The sequence below is a fragment of the Dermatophilaceae bacterium Soc4.6 genome (genome assembly GCA_039889245.1).
GTDB lineage: Bacteria > Actinomycetota > Actinomycetes > Actinomycetales > Dermatophilaceae > Lapillicoccus.
Genome location: JAZGVH010000002.1, coordinates 3,233,056 through 3,249,529 on the forward strand (window position 1 = coordinate 3,233,056; position 16,474 = coordinate 3,249,529).

The following is a 16,474-nucleotide window of genomic DNA, read 5'->3' on the forward strand; positions in this document are numbered from 1 at the left end:
CGCGTCAGCGCAGGTCGCCGGCGAAGCGCCAGGCCCGACGACCAGCTCCGGCGAGGGCCTCGAAGGAGAACCCGGCCCCAAGCAGCAGCGTCCCCGCCACCGCGAGCACGACCCAGCGGGGCACGAGGTCGGAGACGGTGGCGACCTGCCCGACGGCCGCGACCACGAGCGCCGCGAGACCGATGACGAGCGCCGCCCGCAGGCGCAGCAGCGCCCCGGCGAGGGCGACGAGCACCGAGACCGCGATCGTGAGGACGGCGCGCGTCGGAGACTGCCGGCCGAGAGCCTCGTCGAGGGCGGCCACGGCCGAGGGCAGCAGGGCCATCGCCAGGGCCGGTCCGAGCACGGCCACCGAGCCGGCCCGGCTGAAGCCCTCGCGCAGCGACGACGGCGCCGCCTGCGGTGCACGAGCTCTGCTCGCTCCGACGAGCACGACCAACCCCGCGACGAACAGCAGTCCCGCAGCCGGGAGGGTGAAGCCCTCCAGCTGATGGATGTCGTTGTCCAACAACGAGATCCATCCGGCTGCGCTGCCTGCGGCGGCACCGAGCCATGCGAGCTGCGAGAGCCAAGTCTGCTCGAGGGACAGGACATCGAGCACGGCCACGACGACGAGCGCAGCGGCGACGACCGCCAGGAAGCCGGTGACGTCGCCGGCGCTGACGCCGGACCCGTCCCCGGCCCCGACCCGACGGGCGCTCGCGGCCGCCTCGAGCAGCGGCAGCCCGAGCACCCACACGGTCACCGCCAAGGCGCTCACGGCAGCGACGAGGTGGTGGTCGCGCACGACGGGCAGGGCGGTCGTCGTGAGGGTGACGGCCCCGAGGACGGCCAGCAGCGCGACCGGAAGGTGGACCGGCCCGCGGCTGCCGACGACGAGGGCGCCTGCGACGAAGGCGGGCACGTGAGCGACGGCAACGGCGGCGGCGACGACGAGGGGGTCGAAGGACGAGAACCGGGACGAGGCTGCACGAGGTCGGGTCATGGTCACCGCGCCCAACGAGCCGGCCACCAGCGCCCAGCACAGGGCCCACGACCCGTAGCGGGGGGAGTCGCCGTAGCCGGTCAGCGACAGCACGACGGCGACTCCGACCAGCCCCGTCCCGGCGAGCACGAGGTCGGCGCGCACCGTGTCGGCCGTCGGAGGCACCGACCGTCGCGCCAGCACGAGCACGACGGCGCCCACGACCACGAGCGCCCCCACGGCGAGCGGAGCGGCTCCGCCCCGCTGGCCTGACGCCGCGAGGCACGCGGCCCACCCGGCGAGCACCGCGGCCACGACGGCCGCCAGCCGCCAGGCCCGCAGGTCGGAGATCCGCGTGAAGGCCGCGCTGAGCGCCACGACCCCGAGCATGGCGACGGCACCCCATGCGGCGTCGTGCTCACGCAGCCACGGCGGGCCGAGCCCGAGCCGCGGCGCGGCGACCAGGCCCACCGCGGCGACGGCGGCGGCCACGGCGGCGAGCGTCTGGGCCGTCGACCGGTAGGAGTGCCGCAGGCCGTGCGCCGATGCGGCGAGCACCCCCACGACCACCACGAGCAGGCCGACCTGCCCTCCCGCGCCGAGCCGGTCCCAGGCGACCGCGGCGAAGACCACCGTGGCGATCACGAGGAGCAGCGCCCCACCCGCGAGCAACAGCGTCTGGGCGGTCAGGGAGGGCCGCGGCGGTGGTGACGGCTGCACCGGACGGCCGGGCGTGGGTGCGGGGGCACCCGCCCAGCCGGGAACCACCCAGCCCGTGGGGGTGGTGTCGCCCGCGGCGATCCGGCCCTGCACCCAGGACAGCCGGGCGAGCAGCTGCTGCTGCTCGCCCGCGAGCCACGTCGCCTCGGCCACCAGGCTCGCATGGGCGCGGTGGCCGCAGGCCGGGCAGACCGCGACGACGTCGTCGTGGGACCGGGTGTCAGGCTCGTCCGGCATATCCGGGATGTCGTGGGGAACAGTGAGCTGCGCTCGAGCGCACGTGGGACAACGGATGCCGGGCTGGTCGGTGGCCGGGACGAGGGTCATGGCCACCTCCTGGTTGCGGGCTGGCCGGGCTGGCCGGGTTGGTGAGTGCTCGACCCTCTCACGAACCGCGGGCCCGCGGGGCCCGTTTGGGGCGGTCGCGGCGAGGCCGATGGTGTCGTCGATCGCCCAGCGCGTAGGAGTCCTCCGACCGACGGAGCCGCGGGCTCCTTCACCCCTGAACCCATGCTGACCACCGTGGCCGACGGCGGCGCGCTGCACCGCACCCCGATGACGACGCAGCAGGCCCAGTTCGACGGCGACGCCTGGTTCCTCGTGGGTCGCACCTCGCCGACGACGACTCGGCTCAGTACTGGCAGAGCCCGGGCAAGGTCAGCACCCCGAGGCGGGTGACTCGGAGAAGCTCGAGCTCTGACCGCCTACCAGGTCAGGGCCGGGGGGAGCCCGGCCGGGTCGGCCTCGGGCCAGCGGTCGGGCTCCCGGCCGAGAGCGAGCAGCAGCGGCACCTGCTCGCGCACCCACGGGGACAGCGAGGGGTCGTCGACCGTGCGGCGCACCAGCTCGGCCCACGGCACGACCGCGGTCGCGTCGACCTCACCGGGGGCGAGGTCGAGGTGCTCGACCGACTCTGTCCTCGCCACCAGCACCGGGCACCACTCGTGCTCGACGAGCCCGCCGGCCTCCGCGCGGTAGCGGAAGCCGGGCAGCACGAGCCGCAGGTCGGTGACCGCGAGGCCCAGCTCGTCGCGCGCGCGGCGGTGCACCGCGTCCCTCAGGCGCTCCCCGGGCAGGGGGTGCCCGCAGAACGCGTTGGTCCAGACCCCCGGAAAGGTCCGCTTGGTCGCGGCCCGCTGGGTGAGCAGCACCCCGCCGTCGACGAGCAGGTGGCACGAGAAGGCCAGGTGCAGTGGCGTATTGGAGCTGTGCACCTCGAGCTTGGTGCTGGTGCCGACGGCGCGGCCGTCGTCGTCGAGGAGCACGACGAGCTCGTCGGCCCCGACGTGGACCGAGGTGGTGCTCATCGCGTCACCAGGTCGGTGCGGGCGCCGGCGAGCGCGTCGACGACTCCGCGGAAGACCCACGGCGCCGTGGCCGCCGCAGGGACGAGCGCCCGTCGGCCCCAGGCCGGTCGGGTCACGCGCAGCAGGCCTGCGGTCAGCGCGTCGGGGCGACGCGTCAGGCGTCGCCACGAGCGCTCGTAGGCCGCGGGGTCGCCCGCCGCGATCGCCTCCACCGCCGCGCGGGCCTGGGCCAGCCCGAGGGCGATGCCCTCGCCGGTGAGGGCGTCGACGTAACCGGAGGCGTCACCCACGAGCAGCACCCTCCCCGCCACCCGACGCGTCGAGCCCTGTCGCAGCCCGCCGGCTCCGCGCGGGGTCGAGGTGGCCGGTGCACCGGCCAGCCGCGCAGCCAGCTCGGGAAAGCCGACCAGCAGGTCGTCGAGGGGGAGGCGCTCGCGGGTCAGCACCGCGACGCCCACCTCGTCGGGGCCGACGGGGGTGACGTAGGCCTCGGCGAGCGCGCCCCAGTGCACCTCGACGCGCGAGGTCCACGGGGCGACCCGCACGTGGCGGCGCAGTCCGTGACGCGCTCCCTCGCGCGGCCGGGCCGGGGGGGCGTCGAGACCCAGCAGGTGGCGCACGGGGGAGTGCAGGCCATCGGCGGCCACGACGTATCGGGCGGTGTGCTCGGTGTACACGGTGTACTCGGTGTGCTCGGTGTGCTCGGTGTGCTCGGTGTCTTCGGCGTGATCGGTGCTGTCCACCCCCTCGCGCTGGACCACCACGACGCCGTGGTCGTCGCGTCGCACCTCGACGGCGGTGCCGTGGTGCGTGCGGATGCCGGCCCGGGCCACGGCGTCGGTGAGGACCGCGGCCAGCCGGGTGCGGCGCACCCCGAGCCCGGGGCCTCGGGAGAAGGGCGCCTCCACCCGATGGCGGCCGGAGACGTAGGCGATGCCGGTCAGGGGCATCCCGTCCCGGGCGATGGCCTCGCCGACACCGAGCTCGTGCAGCTCGGCGACGGCCGAGGGCATGAGCCCCTCGCCACAGGCCTTGTCCACCAAGCCTTTCCGTCGCTCGAGCACCGACACCGACAGTCCGGCCCGGGCTGCGTGCAGGGCCGTGGCGAGGCCGACCGGTCCGCCGCCGACGACGAGGAGGTCGTCCACCGCGTCAGCCCGCCCGTCCGGGGACGGGCACCGCAGCGCGCAGGGCGGCCTCCTCGGCCGGGATCCGCACCGCCATCAGCGCGGCGTTGAGCAGCGTGAAGGCCACGGCCGTGAGGACGGCGGAGCCGAGCAGCGGCAGCGCGAGCCCCTCGAGGGCTACGGCGACGTAGTTGGGGTGGGGGAGCACGGCATACGGGCCGGTGCGCACGGCACCGAGGCCGGGAACGACGACGATCTTGGTGTTCCACTGCGGCCCGAGGGTGCGGATGCACCACCAGCGCAGAGCCTGGGCGGCGACGACGACGACCAACCCGACCACGGCGAACAGCGGATGCCCGTCGGGGCGGCGCCACCAGGCCTCGACGAGGCAGCCCACCAGCAGCCCCGTGTGGAGCACCACCATCGCCGGGTAGTGCCGCTGCCCGCTCTCGACCCCACCGCGCGCGAGCGCCCAGGTGAGGTGGCGACGGGCGACGACGAGCTCGGCCAGGCGCTCGAGGGCGACGAGCAGCACGACGACGGTGTACCAGCCGGCGGTCACGGAGTGCCCGCCCGCAGCAGCACCGTCTCGAGGCAGAACCCCGGTCCCATGGCCAGCAGCAGGCCGTGGCTGCCCGGTGCCGGCGGCCGCTCGCGCAGCGTGTCGGCCAGCACGTGCAGCACCGACGACGACGACAGGTTGCCGATCGCCGCCAGCGAGCGCCAGGTGACGCCGAGGTCCTCGCGCTCGAGCTCGAGCGCCTGCTGCATCGCCTCGAGCACCTTGGGGCCGCCGGGGTGCGCCACCCACCAGCCGATGTCGGCGCGGGTGAGGCCCTGCTGGGTGAGGAAGCGGTCCACGTCGTCGCGCAGGTGGGTGCGCACGAGATCGGGCACCTCGACCCCGAGGACGATCCGCAGGCCGCCCGCGCCGACGTCCCAGCCCATGGCTCGGCCGGTGTCGGGGTAGAGGCGGCTCCTGCTCGCCACGACCCCCACCGGGGACACGGGGGACACCGCAGACACCGATCTGGACGACGGGTCGGGCCCGGTCCGGCTGTGGGCCGGTCCGGGGACGACCCGTGATCCGCCGAGCACGACGGCGGACGCTCCGTCGCCGAAGAGCCCCGTGGCGACCAGGTTGGCGGTCGAGAGGTCGTCGTGCTGGATGGTGAGCGAGCACAGCTCGACCGACAGGAGCACCGCGACGTCGTCGGGGTGACCGACGAGGTGGTCGTGCAGGCGGGAGATGCCGGCCGCCCCGGCGACGCAGCCGAGGCCGTGCAGGGGCACCCGCTTGACGTCCTCCCGCAGGCCCAGGCGCCCGGCGACCCGGGCGTCGAGCGACGGCACGGCGAGGCCGGTCACCGTCGTCGACATGATCAGGTCGACGTCGCCGGGCTGGAAGCCGGCCGCCGCGAGGGCCGCCGACACCGCCTCGCACCCGAGGTCGACCGCGGCGGCGATGAAGGCGTCGTTGCGGTCGCCGAAGTCGGCGAGACCGGCGTACTGCTCAAGCGGGAGGGCCGTATGCCGTTGTCCCACACCGGAGTTGGCGTGCAGGCGCTCCATGAGGGCGCGGGTCCGGCCCTCGGCGCCGAGCATGTCGGCGACGGCCCGGGTGACCTCCGACTGCGGATAGCGGTGCTCCGGCAGCGCCGCGGCCACGGCGAGCAGCGAGCTGGCCGCCGGGCGGAGTGCGCGCTCGCTCCCTACGCTCGTCGGGTGAGTGGACCCTCGGCGGTGCAGCTGGCCCGCGCGTGTCATCCCGGCCCCTGCGTCGCGGTGACCGCGGTGGCGACCGGGCTGGCGGTGGCGACGGGACGGGGCGCGGTGACCGGCACCCTCGTGGTGGCCGCTGTCTTCACCGGCCAGCTCTCGATCGGCTGGTCGAACGACCTGCTCGACGTCGAGCGTGACCGGCAGGCCCATCGAGCCGACAAGCCGGCCGCGCTGGGCGAGGTCTCGGTGCAGACCCTGCGGGTGGCGACCCTGGCGGCCCTCCTGGCCTGCCTCGTGCTGTCGCTCGGCGTCGGGGCCGCGTCGGCGGCGGTGCACCTGGGGCTGGGGGTGGCCGGCGGGTGGGCATACAACCTGGGTCTCAAGGCCACCGCTTTCTCGCCCCTTCCGTATGCGGCCGCCTTCGGGTCGCTGCCCTCGGTGATCACGCTTGCGGCACCATCGTCCCACGGTGTGGCCGTAGCGCCACCCTGGATGACGCTCACCGGGGCGCTCCTCGGGGTCGCGGCCCACTTGCTCAACGTGCTTCCCGACCTCGACGACGACCTGCGCGCCGGGGTGCGCGGCCTGCCACACCGGCTGGGCGCGTCGGTCACGAGGGTCGCGGCCGTCGTGCTGCTCGTGGGCGGCACGGTGACCGCGGTGTTCGGCCCGGGCCGCCCACCCACGTGGGCCCTGGCGGTGCTCGCCGTCTGCGTGGTCGCTGGTGGCGTCGGCGCCTTCGCGCGCGGTCGCTGGCCGTTCGTCGTCGGGGCCCTCATCGCCGTGGTCGACGTGGTGCTCCTGGCGGTGCGCTCGACCGCGTGAGCGCCGCGTGCCCTCGGCGGACGTGGGCCCACTGGCCGGTCATGCCCCAGTGGTGCCCGTCGCCGGAGGCCCGCAATCCGCGGGGAGGTCGGTGTCAGCGGGGCCCGGTCCCCTGCGGTGGCCCAGCCAGTGCATCGCCGGCGTCGCCCCCACCCCGTGGACGATCACGGACACGGCGATGGTGAAGGCGATGACCGACCACATCCACCGTTCCTGCGCGAAGTCGGCGTGGCCGGCGGCGTACGCGAGGTAGTAGAGCGACCCGATGCCGCGCACGCCGAAGAACGCCGTGACCAGCGCCTCGGAGCGGGTGAGCGCCCCCGGCTCGCCGAGCGACCTCGGTCTGACCCGCAGCGCGACGAGCCCGGCCACCGGGCGCACCACGAGGACCAGGGCCAGCCCGATGGCGATGCCCCGGGCGTCGAGGGCGGCGAGCAGGCCGTGCGTCATGGCCACCCCGAGCGCCAGCAGGACGAAGAGGGTGAGGAGGCGCTCGAGGCGCTCGACCACCCCGTGCATCGCCTCGTGGTAGCCGTGCGAGCGGTCGGCCGCGCGGATGGTCATGGCGCACGTGAAGGTCGCCAGGAAGCCGTAGCCACCGACCAGCTCGCTCAGCCCGTAGGACGTCAGCAGCGCCGCGACGACCAGCAGCGGGTCGCCCTGCTCGGCGAGGCGCAGCGCGGGGCGAGGCGAGCGGAAGGCCACCGCGGCGAGCGCGCGGCCCACCCCGACACCGACGGCGACGCCGAGCACGATCTGCAGCACGAGGTGCCAGCCGAGCCAGTACCCGCCCCAGGTGGCCACCGAGCCGACGCCGGCGAGCAGGATCGCGAGGTGCACGAAGGGGAAGGCGAGCCCGTCGTTGAGCCCGGCCTCCGACGTCAGCGCGAAGCGCACCTCGTCGTCCTCGTCGACCTCGCCGTCGATGCCGAGCTCGACCTCGTCACCGACGGCGACCCGAGGACCCTCCACCTGCACGTCGGAGGCGAGGACGGGGTCGGTCGGCGCCAGGGCGGCGCCGAGGAGCACCGCCGTGGGCAGGGCCACCCCGAGGGCGGCCCAGCCGATGAGGGCCACCCCGCCGATGGTGATCGGCATCCCCACCGCCAGCAGGCGCCAGGCGGGCGACCACCGCGCCCACGAGCGCCGGTCGCGCAGGGTCAAAGGTCGGTCGAGGGCCAGGCCCACCCCCATGAGGGCCAGCAGGACCGTGAGCTCGGTGACGTGCTCGATGACCCCGCGGTGGGTCACCGGGTCGGCATCGAGCCCGCTGGTGAGGGGCGAGCGCCCGATGAGGATGCCGACGCCGACGAGGACCATCGGCGGCGACACAGGGACCCGCGACAGAGCCCGGGGGAGCACGACCGCCAGCAGCAGGGACAGCCCGATGAGCAGGTAGATCGACGACGTCGGCATGGGCGCTGGCCGGTCAGGCCTGCGACGACGAGTGCGCGGACGCGTCGCGGGCGGCACGCCAGGTGGTGCCGATCCCGTCGACGAGGGCGACGCGGGGCGCCCAGCCGACCGTGGTGGCGGCGAGCGACACGTCGAGCCAGGTGCGCGACACGTCGAAGGAGCGCGACTCCTCGTGCACCACCTCGACATCACCGGCGACCTGTCGGACGGCGTCGAGCAGCTCACCCAGGGTGGTGCCCCGACCCGAGCCGACGTTGATCACCCGCGGGGGCGCCGCTGTCGAGGCCACGGTCGCGACGGCGCGGGCGATGTCGTCGATGTAGACGTAGTCGCGGGCGGTGTCGAGCGACCCGAAGACGCGCAGCGGCTCCCCCCGCCCCACCGCGGCGAGCCAGTGCGCCACCACCCCCTGGCCGGGGGCGACCGGCTGCCCCGGGCCGTAGGCGTTGGCGATCCGGATGACGACGGACCCGTCGCGGGCCAGCACCCGGCGCTCTGCCGCCAGCTTGCTGCGGCCGTAGGCACCCGAGGGCGCACAGGGGCTGTCCTCGGCGAAGGGCGCCGGCTCGGTGACGTCGTAGACGGTCCCCCCGGACGACAGGAAGACCACCCGGGCGGTGGACCCGGCGTCGTCGAGGGCCTGCAGCAGACCCGACAGCGCCGCGTCGTCGGCCGCCACGAGGTCCGGTCGGGTCTCGGCGAGCGCAGGGTTTATGCTCGCAGCCGTCCAGACGACCGTCTCCACCTCGCGGATCCCGGGGGCCAGGCTCCCGTCGCCGCCTACCGCAGGAGTGCCCCGCGTGAATGCCACCGTCGTCAGACCCTGGGTCGCTGCGGCGTCCACGACCGCCCTGCCGATGAATCCGGTGGCGCCGACCACCGCGATGCGAGAGCGCGTCACGAGCGTTGTCCTCCAGTGCTTGGTCGGGCCCGGACTCGGTGTCGGATGACGCGGCCACGGCTGCTCGTGCTGGCCTCGACCTTTCCCGCGCAGGCCCACGACGGCACTCCGGGCTTCGTGCTCGATCTGGCCCAGCAGGAGGCCGAGGCCTTCGAGACGACCGTCATCGTACCGTCCGTGCCCGGAGCCACGGCGCGCCAGCGGATCGGCGAGGTGCAGGTCATCCGGTTCCGCTACTTCCCGCGCCGGTGGGAGGACCTCGCCGACGGTGCCATCCTCGAGAACCTGCGCGCACGCCCCTCGCGCTGGCTGCAGGTGGTGCCCTTCGTCGTCGCGGAGTGGCTGGCGCTGCGGCGCGAGGTGCGGCGGCAGTCGCCCGACGTGCTCCACGTGCACTGGCTCGTGCCGCAGGGCGTGGCCGCGCTCGGGGCGATGCGGCAGGTGCCGTCCGTGGTCACGACCCTGGGCGGTGACCTCTACGGCCTGCGCGACCCGGTCTCCACCGCCCTCAAGCGGCTGGTCGTGCGCCGGGCCGCCGCGGTGACGGCGATGAACGAGGACATGCGCGCCCAGCTGGTCGGCCTCGGGGCCGCCCCGGCGGACGCCCACGTCATGCCGATGGGCGCCGACCTGTCGACCATCCGCGCCGAGGCGGCCGAGGTGGCGCGGGTGCCGGGCCAGGTGCTCTTCGTCGGGCGGCTCGTGGAGAAGAAGGGCCTGCGGCACCTGCTCGCCGCGCTGCCGCTCCTGGCCGACCTCGACCTGCGGGTGCGGGTCGTCGGCGACGGACCACTGAGGGCCGAGCTCGAGGCGTCGGCGCGCGGTCTGCCCGTCACCTTCCTCGGAGCCCTGGGCCGGGGCGAGCTGGCCCGCGAGTACGCCGCCAGCGCCCTCATGGTGGTGCCGAGCACCCGGGCCGCGTCGGGTGACCAGGACGGTCTGCCGGTCGCGCTGCTCGAGGCCATGGGGGTCGGCACGCCCATCGTGGCCAGCGACCTGCCGGGACTCAACGAGGTGGTGCTCGAGGGGCACACCGGTCTGCTCGTGCAGGCGGGCGACGAGCCCGGGCTCGCGGCAGCGGTGCGCTCCCTCGTCGCCGACCCCGACCGCGCCGAGCGGCTCGGCGAGGCAGCCCGCGAGCTCTCGGAGTCGCTCTCCGTCGACGCCGTGGGCCGCCGCTACCGCGACCTGCTGACCTCGCTCGTCGGTGCGGAAGGGCGCGGCCCGGGCCGTTAGGGTGGCCCGAAACGTACCCCCTGCTTCGAGAGTGAGACCCCGTGCCGGACCCGAAGGCGGAGCCCCCAGCCGTCGACGCGTCTGAGGACCCGTCGCCCGTCGCGGGGCAGCCCGCCTGGCGCCGCAACGCGAGCCGGGCCCTGATGCTGGTCGTGCTGGTGGCTCTGGTGTGGGCGGTGGCGAAGAACCGCGCCTCCTTCTCCTCCACCCTCGTGCGGGTGGGGCCCACGGGCATCGCGCTGAGCGCGGCTGCGGCCGTCCTCGGGGTCCTGTGCAACGGCCTGATGTGGCACAGCGTCATGGGCGGGGTCGGCATCACCCTGCGCCGCAGCGACGCCCTGCGGGTCTTCTTCGTCAGCCAGCTGGGGAAGTACCTCCCCGGCTCGGTCTGGCCGATCGTGCTCCAGATGGAGGCGGCCCGCGAGCGAGGGGCCAGCCGGCGCACGATGCTGGCGGGCAACCTCATCAACCTCGCCATCGGCCTCGCGACCGGGCTCGTGCTCGCGGCCGCGACCTTGCCCTTCGCCTCACCCGATGCTCTTCGACGGTACTGGTGGGCGCTCGCCGCGGCCCCCCTGGTCGTCGTCGTCGCCCTGCCCAAGACGCTGCCTGCCCTGCTCGACCGGGTGCTGCGGATGCTGCACCGCGAGCCCCTCGGGGTCACCCTCGACCCCGGCGCCGCGCTGCGGTCGGCCGGGTGGTCCCTGCTCTCGTGGGTCTTCCTCGGGCTGCACCTCACCGTGCTGGTCGCCTACGCCGGAGCGACCCCGTCGGTGGGGCTGGTGCTGCTGTGCGTCGGGGGTGTCGGGCTCGCCGTCACGGCCGGGGTGCTCTTCATCCCGTCGCCCGCGGGAGCGGGGATCCGCGAGGTGGCCCTCGGCTTCATCCTCGGGGCGGTCCTCGGCTCGGGCGCCGTCGTGGTGGTGGTCGTCGCCTCGCGGGTGCTGCTGATCCTCGTCGACGCCGTCCTCGCGGGCGCGGCTGCGCTCGTGGGCGGCCTGCGGGCGCGTCACCGCCGCCTGCAGGAGTCCCTGTGACGACCTCCTGAGACCCGATACGGCGCCCTACGACCCGATACGACCCCATCGACCCCATACGACGAGGAGGACCGGCATGGACGGCCACGGTTGGCAGCCCACGAAGTACGTCGAGCGTCGAGGCACCCTGCGGGCGGGGGCGGTCTCCCCGGCCTCACGGCTGATGGCCGACCTCGTCGCCGAGTTCTACGCCACCTCGCTGCCAGAGAACGCCCATGGTGACCTGCTCGACCTCGGGTGCGGACAGGCGCCCCTCTACGGCACCTACCGCTCGCGGGTCTCCTCCGTGACGACCGGCGACTGGAAGGCCGGCCCGCACGTCGACCACGTCACCGACCTGACGGCGCCACTGTCCTTCGACGACGCGGCCTTCGACACGGTGATCCTCTCCGACGTCCTCGAGCACCTGCCGAACCCCGCGCTCGTGCTCAGTGAGGCCCATCGGCTGCTGCGTCCGGGAGGCACGCTCCTGGTCAACGTGCCCTTCCTCTACGGGATCCACGAGGCGCCCTACGACTTCCACCGCTACACCGAGTTCGCCCTGCGCAAGATGATCGACGACGCGGGTCTGACCCTCGTCGAGATCGAGCCGCTCGGTGGCCTGCTCGAGGTGCTCTCCGACCTGGTCGGCAAGGGCATGACCGTGGTGCCCGGGCTCGGCTCCCTGATGGCCGCCCTCGTGCACCGGCTGACGTGGATGGTGCACAGCTCACCCGTCGGTGCGGCGCTGCGCTCCCGCACGGCCGCCTTCACGCCGTCGGGCTACGCCCTGGTCGCCCGCCGCTGAGGCGGCGGTCACCGGGACTCCGCATGCACGAGCGGGGCGCCCTCCCCGTGGGAGGGCGCCCCGCCGTCGTGCGGTGGTGCGTGCTGCTGGGTGCTACTTCTTGGCGCTGACCGCGGCGAGGAAGGCCGGGTTGGGCACCCCGATGCCGGTCACCGGGTCCCACCCGGGCGCGGTCGCCAGGCTGGAGTCCTGGTCGAAGGTGCGCACGAAGTAGGACAGGCCGTTGGTGGGGTCGATCCCGTTGACGTTGTTGACCCGCACGACACCCTTTATGCCGTTGGCCGTGCGGTGCGTGACGTCGGTGATCGTCGCCTTCGGCGCCTTGTAGAGCAGCGGGTTGGCCCAGCCGAAGCCGGTGCCGGCGCTCTGGTTGGCGAGGGCCATCATGCCGGCGAGCAGGGGCGAGGCGAGGCTGGTGCCGCCGATGCGGTACTCGCCGTAGTGCACGCCGTCCGGGAAGGTCTGGGTCTGCCCGATCAGCATGCCGGTGTTGGGGTCGGCGTCCATCGCGATGTCGGGCACGGCGCGTCCGGGGGGCGCCGTCGTCGGGACGACGCCGTTCTGGAAGGCCGGCTGGTTGAACAGCGCCGAGTAGCCGCCGCCCGCGCCGTAGAGGAAGCCAGTGTCAAGCCAGCGCTTGCCGTTCGTGGACAGGGCCGCGCTGTGCGTGCCCCAGCCGGTCTGGGCCGAGATGCTGCCGGAGGTGATGCCGGTCGAGGTGCCGCCGGCGGCCGTGGCATACGGGTCGGAGGCGGGGTAGTCGACCTGCTTGATGCCGGTCCTGGCCAGCTCGTCGCCGCTGTCGCCCGACGAGAACAGGAAGGTGATGCCCTGCGTGGCGCCCTGCAGGAAGACCTGCTCGTAGGCGGCGACGCTGGCAGCGGACTCGTTGCTCTCGAGGTCGCTCCACGAGTTGGTGACGATGGTGGCCTGGTTGTCGTCGACGACACGCCCGAGGGTCTCGAGGAAGTCGCTGTCGAAGCACGACGCCGAGGCGTAGTACTTAATCTTGGCGGCCGGGGCCATGGCGTGCACGGCCTCGACGTCGAGGGTCTCCTCGCCCGACCAGCCGCTGGGGCCGCAGGCGGCCTGGTGGGTGAACGCGGGCGGGAAGGACTGGGTCAGCTGCCCCGGCGCGTAGGACCCGTCGCCGTGCTGCGAGGCGTAGGTGTTGGCGTCGCGGGCGATGAACTGCCAGGCGTAGGCGTCGGTGATGGCGACGGTGACCCCGGCCCCGTTGAGGGCCGAGTTGCCCTCGTAGGCGGCGCGGAACGACGGGCCCGTGTAGCCGCAGGGGGCGTAGGGGAGGGTCTGGCCGCCGAACTTCGGCAGAGGGGTCCGGAAGTCGGCCTGGTAGGTCGCCAGAGGGGTGCCGAAGCTGATCGCGCAGGGGCGGCCGTTCTGGAAGGCCGCGGGGGGCGTCGCGTTGGGGTCGGCCGTGCGGCGCGTGACCGCGGGGGCGTCGCCGGTGGCGCCCGGGACGACGTGCTGGGGGGCCTTGGTCGTGACCGTCGTGTCGAGGCCCGTGACCGTGAGCACCGAGGCGCCGACAGCGGCGGGCAGGGTGACGGCGCTCGAGTTGGCGGTGACCGTCTGGCCGTCGTGGCGGTAGGTCGCGAGGCTGGTGCCGAACGCGGCGCCCAACTGGGCGCGGGTACCGGTGGCCGAGACGTAGCGGCGGTTCTTCTCGACGCCGGTGACCGCGAGGCCCTGCGACCGCAGGTAGGACGAGACCGCGTCCGCGCTGGCCGCGGTCGGCGCGAAGGTGGCGTCGTACTGCGCCGTCGTGAGCCAGTGGTGGTACTGCGCCGAGGCCGGGTCGGACAGGCTCGCGACCGTGGCTTTCAGGGCCGCGATCCCACCGCGAGGAGCGAGATAGACACGGACCGACTGCGGGGCTGCCGCCTTGGTGGTCGTCGAGTCGCTCGCCTGCTTCTCGGCGTGCGCGAGCCAGCGAGGCGTCGAGCCGGCGAGGGTCGCGCGAGCGCTACCCCCGTTGCTCGAGGGGGCACCGGCGGCGAGCGCGGAGGGGGTGAGCGACAGGCCGAGCGTGCCGAGCGCTGCGGCGCACGTCAGAGCGAGTGCCCGACGAGGGATGGCTGAGGTCATGGACGTCCTCTGGTGGGGTCCGGGCCACGGGATGCGGTGAACATCCTTCGGCACCTGGACGGATCTGGTGGAGTTCTTGCACCGTAGATCGCCATGGACGGTGATGCTGAGGGGTTTGGCCTGTGAGTCGTCGGGCAACTTGCTGAGAGCTGGCTGGAAGTTCAGACGAGCACCCTCGTGTCGTCAACGATGGTTGCGCCAGGCCCGCTCGAAGGGTAGGCGCCACGCGTGCGGCGCGACCAGCTGGTGGACGGCGTTGGGGCCCCAGCTGCCCGGGGGGTAGGGCTTGACGGCAGGAGGGTTGTCCAGCAGCGGGATCGAGCGGCCCCACAGCGACTCGATGCCCTCCGCGGTGGTGAACAGCGTGTGGTCCCCCCGCATGGCGTCGAGGATCAGGCGCTCGTAGGCCTCGAGGACCGCCCCTGCGTGCTCGGTCTCCCGGGTGGAGAACTGCAGCGACAGCTTGTCGAGCTTCATCCCCGGGCCGGGGCGCTTGCCGTAGAAGGAGAGCGACACCTTCGACTCGTCGGCGAGGTCGAAGGTCAGGTGGTCGGGGCCCTGGGTGCCCACGCCGGAGTCGGCCGGGAACATCGACTTGGGCGCCTCTCGGAAGGCGATCGAGATGATGCGCTGGCCCTCGGCCAGCCGCTTGCCGGTGCGCAGGTAGAACGGCACGCCCGCCCAGCGCCAGTTGTCGATGTGGCACTTCAGGGCGATGAACGTCTCGGTGTCGCTGTCGCGGGCGACGCCCTCCTCGTCGCGGTAGCCGGTGTACTGCCCACGCACGACGTCGGAGGGCTCGATCGGCAGCAGCGAGCGGAAGACCTTGTTCTTCTCCTCGCTGATCGCCCGCGGCTCCAGAGCGGTCGGAGGCTCCATCGCGACGAACGCGAGGACCTGGAAGAGGTGGGTGACCACCATGTCCTTGTAGGCACCGGTGGACTCGTAGAACCCCGCCCGCCGGTCGAGCCCGAGCGTCTCGGGGATGTCGATCTGCACGTGGTCGATGAAGTTGCGGCTCCAGATCGGCTCGAACAGCCCGTTGGCGAAACGGAAAGCGAGGATGTTCTGCGCTGCTTCCTTTCCCAGGAAGTGGTCGATCCGGAATATCTGGCTCTCGTCGAAGGTCTCGTGCACCTGGTCGTTGAGCAGGATGGCGCTCTCGAGGTCGGTGCCGAACGGCTTCTCCATGACCACGCGCGAGCGCGCCACGAGCCCGGCGTCGCGCAGGGTCTGGATGACCACGGGCGCCGCCTTGGGGGGCACGCTGAGGTAGTGCAGACGGCGGGTGTGGGGGCCCAGGCCCGCCTCGGCCGCCTCGACTGCGGCCCGCAGCCCGTCGGGCCCGGCCGTCGTGGGCACGTAGAAGAGCCTGGTGGCGAAGTCGTCCCACTGCTCGGGGGTCAGCGTCAGGTTGCCGAACTCCTCGACCGCCTGCTGGGCGAAGGCCCGGAAGCCGTCGTCGTCGAGGTCCTCGAGCGAGGTGCCCACGACGCGGATGTCGGGCGCCAGCGCCGACAGCGCCAGGTGGGCCATGCCCGGGAGGAGCTTGCGCCGGGCGAGGTCACCCGTGGCCCCGAAGAGGACGATCACGTGGGGCTCGATGCCGTCCTTCACTCCGCGGCGGGGTCGGGCCGAGGGCGAAGGGTAGGAGATCGTCTGCGCGGAGTCGGTCATGGGCCGATCCTCGCACCATCTCGGATCAGCTCGGGGGAGCGTGGTCGATCGTTGACACGGACGTCACGGAGCGCCCGTCCGCGTCGGAGGAGCGGGCGAGGGACAGCAGTCCCAGCCCGAGCCCGATGCCGAGCACGGCGAGCACTCCTCGCGGGTGGAAGATGTGGTTGCCCAGGAAGGGGTAGCAGCACCCGACCAGCGCCGTGGTGCCGGGAACCACCCGCCAGCGCAGGCGCGGCCAGAGGGTCGCTCCCGTGAGCAGTCCCGCGACCGCGAGCGACCACACCCCGACCGCGCCGAGCCGGTCGCCCACCTCGAAGAAGCGGCCGACGGTCGGGGTCACGCCGCCCTGCTGCTCGGCCACCAGCCCCGCCCCGAGCCCGGCCACCAGGTCGAGCCCGGTGTAGAACGTGGCGAAGCCGTAGGCGGCCGCCCGCGCGAGTGCCGGCAGGGGGCCGCGCTCGCCGCGCAGCACCAGCCAGACCGACCCGCCGAGCAGGGGGAAGACGGGCAGCAGCCACACGTGCAGGGTCCACCACAGGTGGGCTGTCGAGGCGTCGAGGTCGCTGGGGTGCACCAGCCCGGCCAGGGCGAGCAGCACCGTGGGAGTGGCCACCAGCGCGGTGCGGGCCCAGGCCCTCATGCG

The 16,474-nt window shown here is 73.9% G+C and carries 15 protein-coding genes; 5 read left to right on the forward strand and 10 right to left on the reverse strand.

Annotation, left to right across the window (positions count from 1 at the left end; all coding sequences use genetic code 11):
• Nucleotides 1–4: 4 nt before the first annotated feature.
• On the reverse strand, nt 5–2,011 hold the full coding sequence (locus V3N99_15070; GenBank protein MEO3938059.1) for a hypothetical protein: 2,007 nt from the start codon (nt 2,009–2,011) through the stop codon (nt 5–7).
• 183 nt (nt 2,012–2,194) lie between these two features.
• On the opposite strand from V3N99_15070, the gene V3N99_15075 reads away from it, so the two are divergent.
• Nucleotides 2,195–2,362: a pyridoxamine 5'-phosphate oxidase family protein gene (locus V3N99_15075; protein MEO3938060.1), complete on the forward strand. Its 168-nt coding sequence runs from the start codon at nt 2,195–2,197 to the stop codon at nt 2,360–2,362.
• Between the two features lie 26 nt (nt 2,363–2,388).
• Here V3N99_15075 and idi read toward each other — a convergent pair whose 3' ends face one another.
• The 4 genes from idi to V3N99_15095 are packed head-to-tail and all read right to left on the reverse strand — an operon-like array spanning nt 2,389 to nt 5,795.
• Nucleotides 2,389–2,991: an isopentenyl-diphosphate Delta-isomerase gene (gene idi / locus V3N99_15080; GenBank protein MEO3938061.1), complete on the reverse strand. Its 603-nt coding sequence runs from the start codon at nt 2,989–2,991 to the stop codon at nt 2,389–2,391.
• The gene (locus V3N99_15085; GenBank protein ID MEO3938062.1) at nt 2,988–4,139 is read right to left on the reverse strand and encodes an NAD(P)/FAD-dependent oxidoreductase; all 1,152 of its coding nucleotides are present in this window, start codon (nt 4,137–4,139) and stop codon (nt 2,988–2,990) included. The genes idi and V3N99_15085 overlap by 4 nt, the downstream gene beginning before the upstream one ends.
• A gap of 4 nt (nt 4,140–4,143) precedes the next feature.
• Nucleotides 4,144–4,680, reverse strand: a complete 537-nt coding sequence (locus V3N99_15090) for an isoprenylcysteine carboxylmethyltransferase family protein (protein ID MEO3938063.1) — start codon at nt 4,678–4,680, stop codon at nt 4,144–4,146.
• On the reverse strand, nt 4,677–5,795 hold the full coding sequence (locus V3N99_15095; GenBank protein ID MEO3938064.1) for a 3-oxoacyl-[acyl-carrier-protein] synthase III C-terminal domain-containing protein: 1,119 nt from the start codon (nt 5,793–5,795) through the stop codon (nt 4,677–4,679). Before V3N99_15095 ends, V3N99_15090 begins: the two co-directional genes overlap by 4 nt.
• A 48-nt stretch (nt 5,796–5,843) precedes the next feature.
• On the opposite strand from V3N99_15095, the gene V3N99_15100 reads away from it, so the two are divergent.
• A complete protein-coding gene (locus V3N99_15100) occupies nt 5,844–6,665 on the forward strand; it encodes a UbiA family prenyltransferase (GenBank protein ID MEO3938065.1) in 822 nt (273 codons plus the stop codon).
• Nucleotides 6,666–6,704: 39 nt separating this feature from the next.
• Here the strand turns inward: V3N99_15100 and V3N99_15105 are convergent, their stop codons facing one another.
• Complete coding sequence (locus tag V3N99_15105) at nt 6,705–8,081, reverse strand: cation:proton antiporter (protein MEO3938066.1); 1,377 nt, start codon at nt 8,079–8,081, stop codon at nt 6,705–6,707.
• Nucleotides 8,082–8,094: 13 nt separating this feature from the next.
• Nucleotides 8,095–8,982, reverse strand: coding sequence for an NAD-dependent epimerase/dehydratase family protein (locus tag V3N99_15110; GenBank protein ID MEO3938067.1), 888 nt, complete (start codon nt 8,980–8,982; stop codon nt 8,095–8,097).
• Nucleotides 8,983–9,027: 45 nt separating this feature from the next.
• Here V3N99_15110 and V3N99_15115 point away from each other — a divergent pair, with 45 nt between their 5' ends.
• The 3 genes from V3N99_15115 to V3N99_15125 all read left to right on the forward strand — a co-directional run bounded on the left by V3N99_15115 (nt 9,028) and on the right by V3N99_15125 (nt 12,042).
• Entirely contained in the window at nt 9,028–10,218 is a 1,191-nt protein-coding gene (locus V3N99_15115; protein ID MEO3938068.1) for a glycosyltransferase, read from the forward strand.
• 41 nt (nt 10,219–10,259) lie between these two features.
• Nucleotides 10,260–11,255 carry a lysylphosphatidylglycerol synthase domain-containing protein gene (locus tag V3N99_15120; protein ID MEO3938069.1) on the forward strand — a complete coding sequence of 332 codons (996 nt, stop codon included), beginning with the start codon at nt 10,260–10,262 and terminating at the stop codon, nt 11,253–11,255.
• A 76-nt stretch (nt 11,256–11,331) separates the two neighbouring features.
• On the forward strand, nt 11,332–12,042 hold the full coding sequence (locus tag V3N99_15125) for a class I SAM-dependent methyltransferase (protein MEO3938070.1): 711 nt from the start codon (nt 11,332–11,334) through the stop codon (nt 12,040–12,042).
• Nucleotides 12,043–12,135: 93 nt separating this feature from the next.
• Here the strand turns inward: V3N99_15125 and V3N99_15130 are convergent, their stop codons facing one another.
• The 3 genes from V3N99_15130 to V3N99_15140 form a co-directional block, all read right to left on the reverse strand.
• Nucleotides 12,136–14,151: a S53 family peptidase gene (locus V3N99_15130; protein MEO3938071.1), complete on the reverse strand. Its 2,016-nt coding sequence runs from the start codon at nt 14,149–14,151 to the stop codon at nt 12,136–12,138.
• Between the two features lie 183 nt (nt 14,152–14,334).
• Nucleotides 14,335–15,828, reverse strand: coding sequence for a glucose-6-phosphate dehydrogenase (gene zwf / locus V3N99_15135; protein MEO3938072.1), 1,494 nt, complete (start codon nt 15,826–15,828; stop codon nt 14,335–14,337).
• A gap of 25 nt (nt 15,829–15,853) precedes the next feature.
• Nucleotides 15,854–16,471, reverse strand: coding sequence for a hypothetical protein (locus tag V3N99_15140; GenBank protein ID MEO3938073.1), 618 nt, complete (start codon nt 16,469–16,471; stop codon nt 15,854–15,856).
• Between the last annotated feature and the right edge of the window lie 3 nt (nt 16,472–16,474).